General features: G+C 66.4%; 18 protein-coding genes. 6 read left to right on the top strand and 12 right to left on the bottom strand.

What is annotated here, in order from left to right:
- Positions 1 to 73 precede the first annotated feature (73 nt).
- Together corA and FAZ97_RS06780 are read right to left on the bottom strand one after the other, a co-directional pair.
- Entirely contained in the window at positions 74 to 1,051 is a 978-nt protein-coding gene (corA, locus tag FAZ97_RS06785; RefSeq protein WP_158757751.1) for a magnesium/cobalt transporter CorA, read from the bottom strand.
- Between the two features lie 205 nt (positions 1,052 to 1,256).
- Entirely contained in the window at positions 1,257 to 1,703 is a 447-nt protein-coding gene (locus FAZ97_RS06780; protein WP_158757750.1) for a hypothetical protein, read from the bottom strand.
- Positions 1,704 to 1,847: 144 nt separating this feature from the next.
- On the opposite strand from FAZ97_RS06780, the gene cydX reads away from it, so the two are divergent.
- The gene (gene cydX / locus FAZ97_RS35780; RefSeq protein WP_407671805.1) at positions 1,848 to 2,027 is read left to right on the top strand and encodes a cytochrome bd-I oxidase subunit CydX; all 180 of its coding nucleotides are present in this window, start codon (positions 1,848 to 1,850) and stop codon (positions 2,025 to 2,027) included.
- Positions 2,024 to 2,617 (top strand): AAA family ATPase, encoded by a 594-nt coding sequence (locus FAZ97_RS06770; RefSeq protein WP_158757749.1) that lies wholly within the window; start codon positions 2,024 to 2,026, stop codon positions 2,615 to 2,617. The genes cydX and FAZ97_RS06770 overlap by 4 nt, the downstream gene beginning before the upstream one ends.
- A gap of 4 nt (positions 2,618 to 2,621) precedes the next feature.
- On the opposite strand, the gene FAZ97_RS06765 is transcribed toward FAZ97_RS06770, so the two are convergent.
- Together FAZ97_RS06765 and FAZ97_RS06760 are read right to left on the bottom strand one after the other, a co-directional pair.
- On the bottom strand, positions 2,622 to 3,725 hold the full coding sequence (locus tag FAZ97_RS06765; protein WP_158757748.1) for a saccharopine dehydrogenase family protein: 1,104 nt from the start codon (positions 3,723 to 3,725) through the stop codon (positions 2,622 to 2,624).
- Positions 3,726 to 3,909: 184 nt separating this feature from the next.
- Positions 3,910 to 4,374, bottom strand: coding sequence for an Lrp/AsnC family transcriptional regulator (locus FAZ97_RS06760; protein WP_158757747.1), 465 nt, complete (start codon positions 4,372 to 4,374; stop codon positions 3,910 to 3,912).
- A 225-nt stretch (positions 4,375 to 4,599) separates the two neighbouring features.
- Between FAZ97_RS06760 and FAZ97_RS06755 the strand changes: the two genes are divergently transcribed.
- Together FAZ97_RS06755 and FAZ97_RS06750 are read left to right on the top strand one after the other, a co-directional pair.
- Positions 4,600 to 5,142 (top strand): Spy/CpxP family protein refolding chaperone, encoded by a 543-nt coding sequence (locus FAZ97_RS06755; protein WP_158757746.1) that lies wholly within the window; start codon positions 4,600 to 4,602, stop codon positions 5,140 to 5,142.
- A gap of 174 nt (positions 5,143 to 5,316) precedes the next feature.
- Complete coding sequence (locus tag FAZ97_RS06750) at positions 5,317 to 5,751, top strand: PGDYG domain-containing protein (RefSeq protein ID WP_158757745.1); 435 nt, start codon at positions 5,317 to 5,319, stop codon at positions 5,749 to 5,751.
- Positions 5,752 to 5,815: 64 nt separating this feature from the next.
- Here FAZ97_RS06750 and FAZ97_RS06745 read toward each other — a convergent pair whose 3' ends face one another.
- The 8 genes from FAZ97_RS06745 to FAZ97_RS06710 form a co-directional block, all read right to left on the bottom strand.
- A complete protein-coding gene (locus FAZ97_RS06745) occupies positions 5,816 to 6,181 on the bottom strand; it encodes a DUF3022 domain-containing protein (protein ID WP_158757744.1) in 366 nt (121 codons plus the stop codon).
- 33 nt (positions 6,182 to 6,214) lie between these two features.
- Entirely contained in the window at positions 6,215 to 7,024 is an 810-nt protein-coding gene (locus FAZ97_RS06740) for a YhfC family intramembrane metalloprotease (RefSeq protein ID WP_158757743.1), read from the bottom strand.
- Between the two features lie 159 nt (positions 7,025 to 7,183).
- Entirely contained in the window at positions 7,184 to 8,281 is a 1,098-nt protein-coding gene (locus FAZ97_RS06735; RefSeq protein ID WP_233271646.1) for a LacI family DNA-binding transcriptional regulator, read from the bottom strand.
- A complete protein-coding gene (locus tag FAZ97_RS06730) occupies positions 8,278 to 9,243 on the bottom strand; it encodes a 2-hydroxyacid dehydrogenase (protein WP_158757742.1) in 966 nt (321 codons plus the stop codon). Before FAZ97_RS06730 ends, FAZ97_RS06735 begins: the two co-directional genes overlap by 4 nt.
- A gap of 21 nt (positions 9,244 to 9,264) precedes the next feature.
- A complete protein-coding gene (locus FAZ97_RS06725; protein WP_158757741.1) occupies positions 9,265 to 10,548 on the bottom strand; it encodes an MFS transporter in 1,284 nt (427 codons plus the stop codon).
- Positions 10,549 to 10,679: 131 nt separating this feature from the next.
- Positions 10,680 to 11,666, bottom strand: a complete 987-nt coding sequence (locus FAZ97_RS06720) for a sugar kinase (RefSeq protein WP_158757740.1) — start codon at positions 11,664 to 11,666, stop codon at positions 10,680 to 10,682.
- A 53-nt stretch (positions 11,667 to 11,719) separates the two neighbouring features.
- Complete coding sequence (locus FAZ97_RS06715; RefSeq protein WP_158757739.1) at positions 11,720 to 12,526, bottom strand: TIM barrel protein; 807 nt, start codon at positions 12,524 to 12,526, stop codon at positions 11,720 to 11,722.
- 175 nt (positions 12,527 to 12,701) lie between these two features.
- On the bottom strand, positions 12,702 to 13,622 hold the full coding sequence (locus tag FAZ97_RS06710; RefSeq protein WP_158757738.1) for a LysR family transcriptional regulator: 921 nt from the start codon (positions 13,620 to 13,622) through the stop codon (positions 12,702 to 12,704).
- Between the two features lie 147 nt (positions 13,623 to 13,769).
- Here FAZ97_RS06710 and FAZ97_RS06705 point away from each other — a divergent pair, with 147 nt between their 5' ends.
- Together FAZ97_RS06705 and FAZ97_RS06700 are read left to right on the top strand one after the other, a co-directional pair.
- Positions 13,770 to 14,843: a YeiH family protein gene (locus FAZ97_RS06705; protein WP_158757737.1), complete on the top strand. Its 1,074-nt coding sequence runs from the start codon at positions 13,770 to 13,772 to the stop codon at positions 14,841 to 14,843.
- A gap of 219 nt (positions 14,844 to 15,062) precedes the next feature.
- The gene (locus FAZ97_RS06700; protein ID WP_158757736.1) at positions 15,063 to 15,797 is read left to right on the top strand and encodes a glutathione S-transferase; all 735 of its coding nucleotides are present in this window, start codon (positions 15,063 to 15,065) and stop codon (positions 15,795 to 15,797) included.
- The last annotated feature ends 110 nt before the right edge of the window (positions 15,798 to 15,907 follow it).

The following is a 15,907-nucleotide window of genomic DNA, read 5'->3' as shown; positions in this document are numbered from 1 at the left end:
ACGATGTCAACTCGGGTGCCAATGCCATGTATCGATGCCGCGGCGCAGCAACCCGAAGCTCGCCCGCCCCGGCTCAGAGCCAGTTGATGCGGCGAAACAGGAAAAACAGGAAGATGTCGAGCACGAGCATGGCGCCGAGACAGATCTGGTAGCCGAACCTGAAATGTAGCTCCGGAATATGCTCGAAGTTCATACCGTAGATACCCGCAATCATCGTCGGCACGGCGAAGAGCGCGGCGAACGAGCCCAGGCGCTTGGTCACCTCGTTCTCCGCGAGCGAAATCATGCCGAGGTTCACCTGAATGGCCGTCACGATCATTTCGCGGCGCGCGTCGATCATGTTGGACACGCGCACGAGGTGGTCGTACACGTCGCGGTAATACGCCTGCATGCCCGAGCAGATTTGCGGGATGCGTCCGCCCACGAGCTTGCCGACGGCATCCACGAGCGGCATGACGTGATGCGCGAGGATTACGAGGCGGCGCTTGAGCGAATAGAGATCTTCGATGATCGCCCGCGAGCCCGCGAGGTCGTGCTTGTCGAAGATGCGGTCCTCCAGTTCCTCGATTTCGCCGGAGAGCGTTTCGAGCACCGGCGCATAGCGGTCGACCACGCTGTCCATGAGCGCGTAGAGCACGAAGCCCGAGCCTTCGCGCAGCAGGTCGGGCTCGCGCTCGCAGCGCGCGCGCACGTCGGTGAAACCTTGCTGCGCGCGGTGACGCACCGAGAGCACGAAATTGGGGCCGGCGAATACGTTCACCTGGCCGGTGATGACTTCGCCGTCGTCGTCGAGTTCGAGTGTGTGGAGCACGCAAAAGAGCGTGTCGCCGTATTCCTCGATCTTCGGCCGCTGGTTGCCGTTCATCACGTCTTCGATGGCGAGCGCGTGGAGGCCGAACTCCTCTTTCATCGCCGCCATTTCGCCGGCGTCGGGATCCTTGAGCGCGACCCAGACAAAACACTCGGGCTTCGCCAGATAGTCGCTGATGGCCTCGACAGTGATGTCGGCCAGTTTCTTGCCGCTTTGATACGCGACGCAGTTGATTAGCATGTTTCTTTTCTTCCGGGCGGCGGGTCGCGCCCGCGCCGCTTCGAGTTGCACCGGTTGCCAAGTGTAAGGTGTTCCGTTGACCGGCGGCGCCTGAACGCGGTTCCCGAGCCGCCGCTGCCCGCCCGGTCTGGCCGGACTGGCGCCTGACAGCACTGCCCGTGCCCGCTGGGCAACGGCGGCGGCGAACGGATGTCTGGTTTGCGGCCTACTGAGCGACGCGGCGGATGCCGATGCGGTCATTCTTGTCGAATGTGACGCTCGCGCGGTTGGTGTAGCGCGGATCGACGAGGAAACGCAGTTCGATCACGGGATCGAACTGCGTCGTGACGGCGATGCGGTGCACGCCCGGCTTGAGATAGAACGTGACGTGCTCGCCATCCATGAGGTCGGTGACGCGCTCGCCATCGAGGTAGACGGGTGCGTCACGGAATTTGACGATGACGTTGCGGGTGCGCTCGCGGCGCACATCGACGGCCACGAGGCCCTCGCCGGGTTCTGTGTAGCCGGGCTTCAGGATGCGCTCGGCCGGCACGGCCTTGAACGGCACGGGCGGCGACGGCTCCTCGGCGCAGCCGCCGAGTGCGAATGCGGTTGCTACCGCGACGGCGGCGGCGATGCTCGCAATCGACCTGCGCGACGGCATAAGCGGCATAGGCGCTTTCCCCTTGTTTTACGAGGCGAGGCTTCTGGTTCGCGCCCATCATATACGGACGGGCGCCAGATCGATCATCGATGTTATATGCTTCGAGGAATGCGCGGCAGCGCTCGCAACCTGCACAAAGTGGAGGCAACGGCCATGTGGTACTTCTCGTGGATCCTCGGCATTGGCGTTGCGCTCGGCTTTGGCATCATCAACGTGATGTGGCTCGACGCCAACGGCAAATTCCTGAACGGGCACGGCTCCGAAAAGACCGGCCCGGAAAACGCCCCGCCGGCGAACGCCGACACATCGCGCGGCGAGGCACGCCGCACGTGACAAGGCTGGTGTTCTTCTGCGGCCATGCCGGCGCCGGCAAGACATCGCTCGCCAAACGGCTGTTCGCCCCGCTCGCCCGCGCCACTGGCGAGCCCTTCTGCCTGCTGGACAAAGACACGCTCTACGGCGGCTATAGCGCCGCCGCGATGGGCGCGCTCACGCACGACCCGAACGATCGCGACAGTCCGCTCTTCCTGCAGCATTTTCGCGACCCCGAGTATCAGGGGCTCCTCGACACCGCCCGCGAAAACCTCGAGCTTGGCGTGAATGCGCTCGTGGTTGGCCCGCTGTCGCGCGAGGTGCGCGAGCGCAAGCTGCTCGACCGCGCCTGGCTTGGCATCGGTCCGGATGTCGGACTCACCGTGGTGTGGGTGCATACGAGCGAGGAAACGGCGCACGCGCGCATCGTCGCGCGCGCCCACCCCATCGACGCCTACAAGCTCGCTCACTGGGACGCATACCGGCAGCGGCGTTTCATGCCGTCGAGCGCTGAACTCGACGGCCTGCTTCTCTTCGACAACAGTGCGCCAACGGCGGCCGACTACGACGCGCTGCTACAGCGCATCGTGTCGGCAACGGCATCGACCTGAGACTTCAGGCGGCGACCTTCGCTCGGCTGTCGAGCGTCGCGCCTTCGTACACCTGACCAAAGCGGTTCGCGAGGAACTGCTGAAGCGACACCTGCTCCTGACGCACGAAGCCGGCTTGCGGCAGACGCTGCTCGCGGAACAGGTCGAGCACCGCACACATGGCGCCGGCCGTGGTGATCTGGATCGCGCTCATGGGCACGCCGCACACCGTCTTCGCGAAGATCTTGCGCGTGAACACTTCCTGGACGAGCTTGCCGTCGCGCATGCCGGTCACGGTCATGAAGATGAGCACGACGTCCTGTTCCGTGGCGGGCACCGAGCGCCGCATGATGGACTTGAGCGTGTCGCGGTCGCTGGAGAGGCGCAGGTCTTCGAGCAGGAACTGCATGAGCGCGCGATGACCCGGATAGCGCACCGACTTGTAGTCGAGCGATTCGACCTTGCCCGAGAGCGTCTCGCACAGCGTGCCCAAACCGCCCGAGGTATTGAACGCCTCGTACTCCACGCCGTCGAGCGAGAAGTGCTCGAGGCCTTCGAGCGGCTGCACCCACTGCGTGCGGCTATCGCGGATCGCTTCGCACGGCTGGCAATACTCATTGATGAGGCCGTCCACGCTCCACGTGAGGTTGTACTTGAGCGCGTTGGTGGGGAACTGCGGCAGCGCGCCCACGCGCATCTTGACGTCGCGGATCTCGGTGAAGCGGCTCGCGAGCGCATGCGCCGCGATGCCGATGAAGCCGGGCGCGAGACCGCATTGCGGCATGAAGACATGATCCGAGCCTTCGGCCAGCGCACGGATCGCGTGGGTCGCGCGCACGTCCTCGGTCAGATCGAAGTAATGGACGCCCGCGCCCTTCGCCGCCGAGGCGACGTTCACCGCGAGGTAATACGGCAGCGCGTTGATGAGCACGTCGTAGCCTTCGAGCGCGCCGCGCAGCGCGGCAGCGTCGCCGGAATCGACGCGCGCGGTGGGGATGCCCTGCGCCGTGAGCGGTTCGAGCGCCTTCGCATCGCGGTCGAACGCAGCCACTTCGTAGTCGCCGCTCTCGCGCAGCATGTGGGCAATGGTGTGGCCGATCAGGCCGGCGCCTGCAATCGCAACTTTCATATGTCATCTCCTTTGGTTTTCTATGCTTGGGGATGGGCAGCGCCCGCTCAAACACAGTCTAGGGAGAGACAAAAACGGTTCCTAGACACAAAACGATGCGTTTAGACCGCAGTTTTCGTCATTCTGACGATGCTTTTCGTCGAAATGACGAAAACAGCCGAATTGGATCGAGAATGCCCGCCGTTCAGCCCGTCACCGAGCCGCGATCGACCTTGCGCGCGAGCACGATCGAGGTGGTCGTGCGCTCCACGCCCGGCATGCCGCCGATCTGATCGAGCAGATCGTTGAGGCGGTCGGGCGAATCGGCGCGCAGCCACGCCACGTAGTCGTACTCGCCGCTCACGGCGCATAGCAACTGCACTTCGGGCATCTTGCCGAGGCGTTTTTGCACATCGGGCCCGTGGCGCGGCGCGATGATGAGCCCGACCCACGCCTGCAAGCTCGCATCGAGCACGTCCTGGCCGAGGCGCACGCCGTAGCCCGCAATCACCTGCGTGCGCTCCAGGCGCTCGATGCGCGCAAGCACCGTGGTGCGCGCGACGCCCAGGCGCCGTGCGAGGTTCGCGACGCTTTCGCGCGCGTTTTCCTGCAGCATCGCGACGAGGCTGCGGTCGAGGTCGTCAAGTTGATCGAGGCGCGGAGGTCTCATCGGGCGGCGGTCTCTTCGAGTCGTTTGAATGGCGTCATTATCGCGCGCGGCTGGGCGTCCGAGCGGCGCTCACGCCGTGCAAGCCATGCGTGACGGGTATTTCCACGCGTTTCGTTTGTAAGCAAGTGTCGCAGCCGGGGCGTCGTGACACGAGAACGTGGTACTAATAACGGTTGCAGCCATTCTGGCCGTGCTACCCGCTACGAAATGATTCAAGGAGTCACAATGAAGAAAGCTTTCGTCGTCCTTGCCGCCTCGCTCACGATGAGCGGCGCATTCGCGCAGAGCGCCGCTCCGGCTGCCGCAGCCTCGGCCGCGTCGAGCGCCGACGTGCGCGCCGCGCAGCATCAGCAGCGTGTCGAAGAGCGCATCACGTGGCTGCATACGCAGCTCAAGATCACGCCCGAGCAGGAGCCGCAATGGAAGACGTTCGCCGACGTCATGCGCAGCAACGGCCAGACCATGGCCGGCCTCTACAAGCAGCGCATGGAAGGCGAAAGCACGCGCAACGCGCTCGACGACATGAAGCAGTACGCGCAGATCTCGCAGGCGCACGCCGACGACATGCAGAAGCTCGTCACGGCGTTCGAACCGCTCTACACGAGCCTCTCGCCCGAGCAAAAGAAGCTCGCAGACCAGACCTTCCGCCACGGCAGCGAGCATGGCCCGTCGGGCAAGCCGATGAAGCCGAAGCACAAGGGTAAGGCGAAGCCGTCCGCAGAAGCCGCGAGCGACGCCGAAGCGGCCAGCACGCCGGCCGCGCAGTAACGCCGTGTCTTGCAGTAAGGCACAGTAAAGGCATCCATCGGCCGGGCCGCGCTCCCATGCGTGCGCGGCGGCCCGATCCAGGGTACCCTTGCGGACCGCGCGACGGCCGGGCATTCGCCCGGCCGTCGTTTGTCTGGAACCCGATTTTTGTGAAACAGGTCCGCTGCTGACGCCATGATTGAACTGACCCAACTCGACCTGCGCATCGACCCCGCCGCACAGCGCGTCGTCAAGGACGAAACCGTGAGCGTCGAATTCGCAGCGGCTGCCGGCGAGCTGATGAGCCTGGAAGGCCCGAATCGCTATGCCCCTGGCGACGCGATCATCACCGGTTCGACCGGCGATCGCTGGGTCGTTTCCCGCGATCGATTCGACGCGAAGTACCTGCCGGCGAGCGACACGCTCGCGCACGGCGAAGCCGGCGCGTACCGCAACCACCAGGTCGTGGTGCTCGCAAGGCGCATGGACGAGCCGTTCACGCTTGTGCGTTCGGCCGGCGGCGATCGGCTGAGCGGCGTGGCCGGCGACTGGGTCATGCAGTACGCGCCCGGCGACTATGGCGTCGTGCAGGCCGCGCGTTTCGCCAAGGTCTACAAGCTCGCCAGCTGAGCTTCAGGACAACGCCGAGCGGGCGCGATTGCGCCCCGCTCTTCGGCGCTTTACGCAAGCCGTTTCAAGCAAATTCTTCGTCCAGCGCGATCGTGACCTCGCGTGGCACGTCTTCGCCCTTCGCGTGCTGTTCCTCGAGCGATTCGATCGTCGCCTCCACGTAGGCGCGCAACACCGCGAAGCTGCGCCCGCGCAACCGCGCCGGCAATGCGCGATAGCGCGCGAGCGCGGCAGGCGCGATCGCGATCGTGAGCGCCATGCGGCGCGCCTTCGCGCCGAAGCGCATCGCCACCCAGTGCACGACCAGTTGCGGCACGCCGTTTTCGTTCGGCTCTTCGGCAAAACGCGTTTGCTCGGGAAAGATGTCGGCGATCACGCGGGCGAGCTCGTCGAAATCGCGGCTCGCGCATTCAAACAGATAGGCTTCCATTGACGCCAGAAAAGAGGAGTGAAACGCGCAGACTCACGCCGCGCGCGCGACGCGCTGCGCTGGGCGGCACGTCCTGAAAAGTACGACGGCGACCACGAGCGCCGCCACCGCATACAAAGCATCCACGACGACGAGCGGCGCAAGACGCGCCTGGTACATTGCCGCAGGCACGTCGATGAGCGCGTGCGCGAGGATCGCGAGCGGCAAAATTCCCTTCCATCCCGCGCGCACGCCCCGCCACATCAGCACCGACAACCCGATCTGGAACACGAACGCGGCCGTGCGTTCGAGCGCGAATACGCCCGCGAAAAGCGGCGAGAGGCTACCGAGAATCAGATGCACGCGCAAGACCGAGTCCATCGTGAGGTTGGACAGATGCTCGTCGAGTTCGCCACGATTCGCGAGCACCGCGAACACGATCCACTGCAACTGCACGAGCACGCCGACGAACCACGCCTCCGCGCCCGCATGGCCGATGCCATAGCCGAACGCCGCGCCGTCTGCGGGGGTACCCGCCTTGCGCGCGCCGCGCCGCGCGATGATGCGCATGGCGATATAGCGGCCGACCTCCTCGCACACGCCCGCGGCGAGCGCGCCGTACAGCACGAAGAAAGCGGGATTCGCGAGCACCTGCGCGGCGGCGGCGTTCTCGTGCAGCATGTAGTCGTTGATGGCGCGCTCGATCACGGTCGCAAAGAACGCGAAGACAGCGACGCCCGCGATCGTATCGCGCCAGTCGAGTGCGAATGGCCCGCGCAGACGGCGATAGAGCGATACAGGCAAGGCGGCGACGAACAGCGTCGCGAGCGAAAGGCAGACGAGCGTGATCGGGGCTACGGACATGGGCTTCCTTATGACGTTCGGCACGCACGCACGCGCGCCGCAGCCCGAATGATCGCAGATATTGGCGCCTGCGCGCAGGCCCGGCTGCGCGCAGGCTTGAGAATCGCTGCGCTGGCGCGCGCTTTCAGCCCGCAAGACGTGTCCGGGATCACGCCGTCACTACCCCAGCGTCGAAGCCCTCACCACGAGTTCGCCCTCGAACGCCGCCGCGCGCGCCTTGGGCGCGGCCCCTTCGATGCGCTCGTGCAAAAACTCCACCGCGCGATAGCCGATCTCGCGCGTGGGCTGGCGGATCGTGGTGATGCCGGCAAGCTCGGCCCACTCCGGATCGTCGATGGCGACGAGCGCCACGCGCTGCTGCCATTGCGCGCCGAGGGCCGCCTTCAGATGCAAGGCGAGACGCAGCGCCACCGGCGCGTTGGCCGCGAACAGCGCACAGCGCGCACCGCGCGCGAGCGCCGCTTCCACGTGGGCGTCGAGCGCCGCGAGCGCGGCTTGCACGGCCGCTTCTTCGTGCAAATCGAGCACGTGCGTAAGCCCGCGCGCCGCGCCCTTCGTCGCCTGCAGCGACTCGCGAAACGCCGCTTCGCGCTCGCGCCGCGAACTCACGTGCTCGAACGGCTGGACGACGAACACGATGTCGTCGTAGCCGCGCGCAAGCAGATGCTCCGTGCCGAGGCGCACGGCCGCCGCGTTGTCGAGACCGACCATATCCGCATCGAGGCCGTCGACGGTACGGTCGATCAGCACGGCCGGAATACCGCCGCTGGCCACGGGCTTCAGCATCGATTCACGCACGCCGAGCGCATTGACGATCACGCCTTCCACGCGATACGTGGTGAGCAGTTGCAGATACCGCCGCTCCATGTCGACTTCGTTCGCCGCGTGGCAGATGAGCGGCATATAGCCGAGCGCGTGACACGCCTCTTCCACGCCCTGCAGGATCTCCACCGAATACGGATTGGCGAGATCGGCGAGCAGGAGGCCCAGCAGACGGTTGCGGCCGCGCTTGAGGCCGCGCGCCATCTGGTTGGGGCGATAGTCGAGCCGCTCGATCGCCGCTTCGATGCGCGCGCGCAGGTCGGGCGACAGCACGCCCAGCTCGCCGTTCAGATAGCGCGAGATGCTGGTCTTGCCGGTGCCGGCTTCACGCGCCACGTCGCTGATGGTCGCGCGGCGCGGCGCCGTGGCGGCGGTGTCCTTTGCCGCGTCATCGGCGTTGTGCGAACGCTTTGCGCCGCCCGCAGGCATGCTCATCGCGCGAGCACTTCGCGGTTGACGACGTTCACGTCGAGCGTGCCGGCGAGCGCGGCGACGAGATTCTGCGCCGCGCAGCGCGCCATCGCGTGACGCGTCTCGTGCGTAGCCGAGCCGATGTGCGGCAACGCCACTACGTTCGGCATACGCAGCAGAGGCGACGCGGGATCGATCGGCTCGCGCTCGAACACGTCGAGGCCCGCGCCGTGAATCGTGCCTGCCTCGAGCGCCGCGATCAGCGCTGGCTCGTCCACCGTCGCGCCGCGCGACGCGTTGATGAGAATCGCGCTCTTCTTCATCTTCTTCAGCTGCTCTGCGCCGATCAGGTGTCGCGTGGCGTCGGTAAGCGGCACCTGCAGGCAGACGAAATCGGAGCTTGCGAGCAGTTCGTCGAGTTCGACGCGGCGCGCGCCATAGTTGCGTTCGGCCGCTTCGTTCGGACTGCGGTTCGTGTAGAGCACGCTCATGTTGAAGCCGAGCGCCGCGCGCCGCGCAACAGCGCCGCCAATGCGCCCGAGCCCCACGATGCCGAGCGTTTTGCCCTGCACTTCCACGCCGAACTGCGCCGGGCCGATGCTGCCCTTCCAGTGGCCGGCCTTTACCCAGTCGGCCAGTTCGACCACGCGGCGCGCGCTCGCGAGGATGAGCGAGAAGACGGTATCGGCTGTCGATTCGGTCAGCACGTCGGGGGTATGCGCCAGCACGATGCCGCGCTTCGTGAGATCGGGCACGTCGAACTGATCGTAGCCCACGGAGATCGTGGAGAGCGCCTTCACGCGTGAGCCGTCCAGCATCGCCGGCGTGATCTTGACGCTTGCGCCGATCGCGCCGTCCGCGTCTTTCAGCGCGGCGGCGAGCGCACCGGGCTGGTCGGCATCGACGTCAATCAGATCGGCGTGCTCGCGCAGGTAGTCGGCGACATCGGCGGGCAAGTCTTTGTAGACAACGATTTTCGGCTTCATAAGTGCGCTGGATGAGAGAGGTTATTTTCCGTGAGCCGGCGATGCATAAGCACGGGCGGCGACGCGCTGCGGCTTGACGGCAAGCGTGAGGCCCACCGAAACGAGCAGCGCCACGCTCATGAACGCATAGGATGCCGCAGGCGAGCCCGTCGCGCCATTCAGATAGCCGACTACATAGGAGCCGACGAACGAGCCGAGCGCGCCCATGCTGTTGATGAGCGCCATCGCGCCGCCGGCCACATTCTTCGGCAGCAGTTCCGGCACGATCGCGAAGAACGGGCCATACGGCGCGTACATCGCCGCGCCGGCCACGACGAGCAGTGCGTACGACATCCAGAAGTGCGTCGAGCCGAGCGCGTAAGAGCCCGCAAAAGCCATCGCACCGACCAGCAGGAACGGCCACACGAACGCGCGGCGATTGTCGAGCTTGTCCGAGGCCCAGGACGCTGCAAGCATCGCGATGGTCGCCGCGAGATACGGCACCGCGGAGAGCCAACCCGTTTCGACCATGCCGAGCGCCGAGCCATTCTTCACGATCGAGGGCAGCCACAGCACGAAGCCGTACACGCCGATGCTCCAGCAGAAGTACTGCGCGGAAAGCAACATCACGGCGGGCGTGCGGAACGCCTCGGCGTAATTGCGCACCGGCTTGATGGCGGCCTGCTCGGCGCGCATCGCGGCATCGAGCGCGCGCTTTTCATCGTCGGAGAGCCAGTTCACCTGCGCGGGCTTGTCGCGCACGAGGAACCACCAGCACACGGCCCACAGGACCGCCGGCACGCCTTCCGCGATGAACATGTGACGCCAGCCGAACGCGTGCACGAGATAGCCCGAGACGACCGACATCCACAGCACCGTGACCGGATTGCCGAGGATCAGGAACGTATTCGCTCGCGAGCGCTCGGACTTCGTGAACCAGTTGCTGATGAAGATGAGCATGGCCGGCATCACGGCCGCTTCGACCACGCCGAGCACGAAGCGGATCGCCATGAGCGACGGGATGTTCGTGACGACGCCCGTGAGCGCGGCGCAGCCGCCCCACAGCACGAGACTCGCAAACACGAGCGTGCGCACGCTGCGCCGCTCGGCATACACGGCGCCCGGCAGCTGGAAGAAGAAATAGCCGAGAAAGAACAGCGCGCCGATCAGCGACGAGAGCCCTGGGCTGATGCCGAGATCGCGGTTGATGCCCGCCGCCGAGGCGAAGCCGTAGTTGGCGCGGTCAAGGTAGGCCAGGCTGTACGTGATGAACACGATCGGCATGATTGCCCACCAGCGGCGCGGTGCGAGCGAGGTTGAGGTCATCGGTGTCTCCAGTTGAACAGGGGCTTCGTACCGGGTAGTACCGCCCTCTGGTCTCATGTCATGTGGCGCGCCGCTTGCGAGTTCGCTTTGCGTTGCGCTGCTTGATCCCTGTTTGTGCCGCGCTGATTCCGTCAGGCAGCCGCCGGGGCAGCGGCGCCCGCCTGCTGTTGCGCGCCTTCGAGCGCATCGAGCTGCGCACGCGTCGGCAAGCCTTCCGAGTCGCCGATCACCTGCACGGCCAGCGCGCCGATGCGGTTGCCGCGAGCGACCGCCGCAGCAAGCGCACGCCCTTCGAGCAGCGCGCTCACCACGCCCACGGCGAAGCCGTCGCCGGCGCCCACGGTATCGACCACACGCTCCACGCGCTGCGCCGCGACGCGGCCCTGTTCGCCTTCGGCCGTGGCGTAGTACGCGCCCTCTGCGCCGAGCTTCACGATCACGCCGCGCGCGCCGCGCGCAAGATAAAACTGCGCGATGACTTCAGGGTCGTCCGAGCCCGTCAGCACGCGACCTTCGCCCACGCCCGGCAGCACCCAGTCGGCGAAACTCGCGAGTTCGTTGAGCGTGCTAACCATTTCGGCTTGCGAGCCCCAGAGCGTCGGGCGCAGGTTCGGGTCGAACGAAATCGTGCGGCCTGCGGCACGCATCTCGTGGGCAAGCTTGAACGCCAGTTCGCGCGACGACGAGGAGATCGCGGGCGCCACGCCGCTCAAATGCAGATGGCGCGCGCCGAGCACGTAGTCGGCTTGATAGTCGCAAGCCGAGAGCTTGCTCGCAGCCGACCCTCGGCGAAAATATTCGATGGCTGGATCGCTGCCGTCGTCGTTCTTCGACTTGAGCTGGAAGCCGGTCGGAAAGCGCGTGTCGGTGCTCACGCAGCGCGCGTCGATGCCTTCGTGCGCGAGCACGTCGCGCACGAACTGGCCGAACGAGTCGGCGCCCACGCGGCTCATCCAGCCCACCTTGAAGCCAAGACGCGCGAGGCCGGTCGCGACATTGAGTTCGGCGCCCGCCGCGCGTTTCGTGAAATGCGCGACCTGGGCGAGCGGTCCCGGCTCGGTGGCGACGAACATCGCCATTGCTTCGCCGTAGGTGATGACATCGAGTGCTTCGGTCATGAGATGCGTTCCTGATGAATCGTATGGGGAGTCTGGGGCTCGGCTACCTGCGCTCACGCGGCCGCGAGCCATTCGACGTAATGGGCGGCGTCGTCGTCCACGCGCGCCGGGTCGAACGGAAACTCGATGCCGCGCGGCACGTGTGTCGGCAGCAGCGCGAGCGCGGCGCGGCACAGGGGGTCGTCGTCGCCCGGCGCCGCGGCGAAACGGCGCGCGCCCTCGCCCGCCACGGCCTTGCAATGGATGTATTCGACGTGCGGCGCGAGCGCTGCGGCGGCGAGCAGCGTCGGCTCGCCCGGCCATTGCCAGTTGCCGATGTCGAAGGTCATGCCGATCACGCCCGCTGCACCGCCGTCGCGCAACGCGTTGAAGAGGCCGATGAACTGGTCGAGCTTGCCGCCCTGCTCGAGCTGACCGTTCTCGACGACGACGCGAGGGCCGCTGCCCGCTTCGCCCCGGTCGTCCATCCCGCCGGTGCGCGCGCCCGATGCTTCGAGCAGGCTTGCGAGGCGCGCCGCGCTGGCCTTGCCTGCAAAACCGCCGAGTTGCAGTTTCACGAAACGCGCGCCAAGCGCATGGCCCGCGGCGAGCGCGCGGGAAAGCGCCGCTTCGTCGAGCGCGCCATCGTCGCCATACAGCGCGTCCGGCGTGGACCAGACGCGCCACAAACCCTCGCCCGCAAGCGCCGTTCCGAGCGCGCGCAGCGCTTCGGGTTGCGCGTCGGCATCGTGCATCAGCTCGCGCCGCACCTCGAACGCCTGGGCGCCCGCGCGCCGCGCCTGCCGGCTCCACGCCGCATGACCGTCACGCCAGATTGCCTGCGCGCCGAACGCGCTCGCCACGATTGCCACTTCCGCCATTGCCGTCTTCCTGTTGCCTGCCGCCGCGCACTTTGCTTTTCTTGGAACCGGTTCCAAACCTAGCCCGAAAAAAAGCGCCTGCGCGCCGTTCGATTAGGGCGGATAGTGCGCGCTCGCCGCTCAGGCCGCCATTCTGGATTGCCCTGGGTCGGCGTCATCAAGCCCATCCGGCGAATTACGCGCCGGGAACATCGGCGAGACACAGCTCCAGAAAGCGCTGCGCGACGCGCGAAGCCGCGCCCGCATGCGGCACCAGAATCGAGAAACGCCGCGCAAGCGGTTCGGGGCCGAGGCTGAGCTGGCGCAGCGCGCCGTTCTCGTGGCGCATCGACATGGCCGAAACAAAGCCGATGCCCATGCCGGCCCGCACCGCCTCCTTCACGCCTTCCACGCCCGCGATCTCCAGCGCCACGCGCATGGGCACGCCCGCGCGCGCGAACGCCCGCTCGACCACCTGACGCACGCCCGAGCCATCCTCGCGCAAAACTAGCGGCCACTGCGCGAGCGTTTCCACCGTGATCGGAGGCACCGTTGCGGCGGCCTCCCCTTGCGCGTCCGACTGCAATGCCAACGCATGAGCGCGCGGCACGATGGCGACGATTTCATCCTTGTGCCACGGATGCACGGCCGTATCCGGCGGCAACTGCTCGCCTACCGGCCCTTCGATCAGCGCGATATCGACCGCCCCGAGCATGCCCACGACATCCGTCGTATTCCCGCTCGAGGTTTCCAGCTTGACCTGCGGATAGCGCTCGTGAAATTGCGCCACCAGATACGGCAGCCGGTAGCTGGCGGGCGTGGTGGTCGCGCCGATGCGCAGCGTGCCGCGCTCGAGCCCGCGCAGCGCGTCGCGGTAGGTGAGCGCGTCGCGCCAGGTGTCGCGCAAGCGGGCCGCGTAGCCCGCGAGCTGCTCACCCGTGGGCGTGAGGCGCACGCCCCGGCCGTCGCGCTGATAAAGGGGCTCCCCGATCTCCTCCTGCAACAGCCGCAACTGGCCCGAAACGGCCGGCTGCGACAAATGCAGCGCCAGCGCAGCTCGACTGATGTTGAGATGCTCGGCGACCGCCGCGAAAGTTATCAGTTGTTCCGGGGTCATCGTGGAGAACCATCGTGTTTTCCTATATATTACTTCACAAATCACGATTTTTCATATCGATATATCTAAATTAGGATTAGGCCATTCGATAGCGACCTGTTCGCTACCCCATTTTCCGACCGGTCCGTCCGGCAGAGAGAGGCCGTCATGTCCACACCCAGTCTTGCGCACGCGTTGCCGTCCACCCGCGGGCAGCTCAACGGCGTGCTGTTCGTCGCGCTCTTCGCGGCGGCCGTCACCAGCATCGCTTCGCTGCCCGCCATCGCCGGGCTCGGCATGAGCCCGTTGATCGTCGGCATCGTCGCGGGCGCGATCTACGGCAACGCGCTGCGCGACGGCATGCCCGAAAGCTGGGCCGCCGGCGTGAACTTCTCCGCGCGCAAGCTGCTGCGCATCGCCGTGGCGTTCTTCGGGCTGCGTGTGAGCCTGCAGGAAATCGCCCAGGTCGGCGTGCCGGGGCTCGTCGAATCGGTCGTGATCGTCGTGAGCACCCTCGTCATCGGCACCTGGGTCGGCATGAAGCTGCTCAAGCTCGACCGCGACACCGCCATTCTCACGGCGGCGGGTAGCGCGATCTGCGGCGCGGCCGCCGTGCTCGCGTTCGAATCCACGCTGCAATCGAAGCCGCACAAAAGCGCCATGGCGGTTGGCAGCGTCGTGCTGTTCGGCACGCTTTCGATGTTCCTCTACCCGGTGATCTACAAGGCAGGCTGGCTCCATCTGGATACGCTCGGCGCCGGCCTCTTCTTCGGTGGCACGATTCACGAAGTCGCCCAGGTGGTGGGCGCGGCGAGCAACGTGAGCCCGGAAGCCACGCATATCGCCACCATCGTCAAGATGACGCGCGTGATGCTGCTCGTGCCCGTGCTGCTCGTGCTCGGCGTGTGGCTCAACCGTGCGGCGCGCAGCAAGGCGCAGGCCGATGGCCATGCCAGCCACGGCGGCGCGCGCAAGCTCGCGGTGCCCTGGTTCGCGCTCGGCTTCCTCGCGCTCGTGGTCGTGAATTCGCTGCACGTATTGCCCGAAACGGCCACCCATGCGGTCAACACGCTCGACACCTTCGCGCTGACCATGGCAATGACGGCGCTCGGCATCGAGACGCGCGTCTCGCAAATCCGCCAGGCCGGTCCGCGGGCGCTGACCGCCGGTTTCATCATCTACCTGTGGCTGGTCGGCGGCGGTCTCGCGATCACCTGGGGCGTGGAGCGTCTGTTCGCATGACCCGGCGTCCCGACCGGCTCCCCAGTGCGCCGGCGCTCCCGGCCACCGGCCCCGCCTGCAGCGGGGCTTTTTGCGTTTCTGCGCGCGGGTGCCTTGCACACACGCCACGCGCGAACCAGGCGCGAGCGTTGCGAGCGATACTGTGCGCTGCTGCCCGTTGCGTGGACAGCAGCCGCGCAGGCCGTGGCGAGCACGGCGATGAACGCAAGGGGACGACCGATGGCATACGAACTGTACTACTGGGACGGTCTGCAGGGCCGGGGCGAATTCGTGCGGCTCGCGCTGGAAGAAGCACAGGCGCCCTACGTCGACGTGGCGCGCGGCGAGAAGAAGGAAGGCCTCGGGATCGGCGCGATGATGGGCGAGCTGGAGAGCGACGACCCGTACCCGCCGTTCGCCCCGCCCTTTCTCAAGGACGGCGACCTCATCGTGCCGCAAACGGCCAACATCCTTTTCTATCTCGGCCCGAAGCTCAAGCTCGCGCCGCGCGACGAGGACCAGCGCATCGTCGCGAACGGTTTGCAGCTAACGATCGCGGACCTCGTGACCGAGGCGCACGACACGCATCACCCCATCGCGAGCGGGCTCTATTACGAAGACCAGAAGGACGCCGCGAAGGCGCGCTCGGCGGATTTCATCGCGCATCGCATTCCGAAGTTCATGCGCTATTTCGAGCGCGTGCTCGCGCAGAATCCGGACGGCCCGCGCCAAATGGTGGGCAACGCGCTCACCTATGTCGATCTTTCGATGTTCCAGATCGTCGAGGGCCTGCGCTACGCATTTCCAAAAGCGACGAAGCATTTCGCGGATCACTATCCGCATGTCGTCGCGCTGCACGACGCCGTGGCGAAGCGTCCGAATATCGCCGCCTACCTCGCCTCGGAGCGGCGGCTGCCGTTCAACGACACGGGCATCTTCCGGCACTACCCCGAACTCGACCGGGCCGTGCGCTGAATACGCGCGGGCCGTGGAACGTGTCCGCAGCCGCCCGGTTCCACGCACGCCGCTCGCAGTTGTGGCATCGCACCCGTTATGCTTGCCGCCGCACGTCGCGCCCCGCGCAC

Origin of the sequence: Paraburkholderia acidiphila, from assembly GCF_009789655.1 — a bacterium.
Lineage (GTDB): Bacteria > Pseudomonadota > Gammaproteobacteria > Burkholderiales > Burkholderiaceae > Paraburkholderia > Paraburkholderia acidiphila.
The sequence above is the reverse complement of the archived record's forward strand: the minus strand, read 5'-3'. Positions and strand labels throughout refer to the sequence as shown.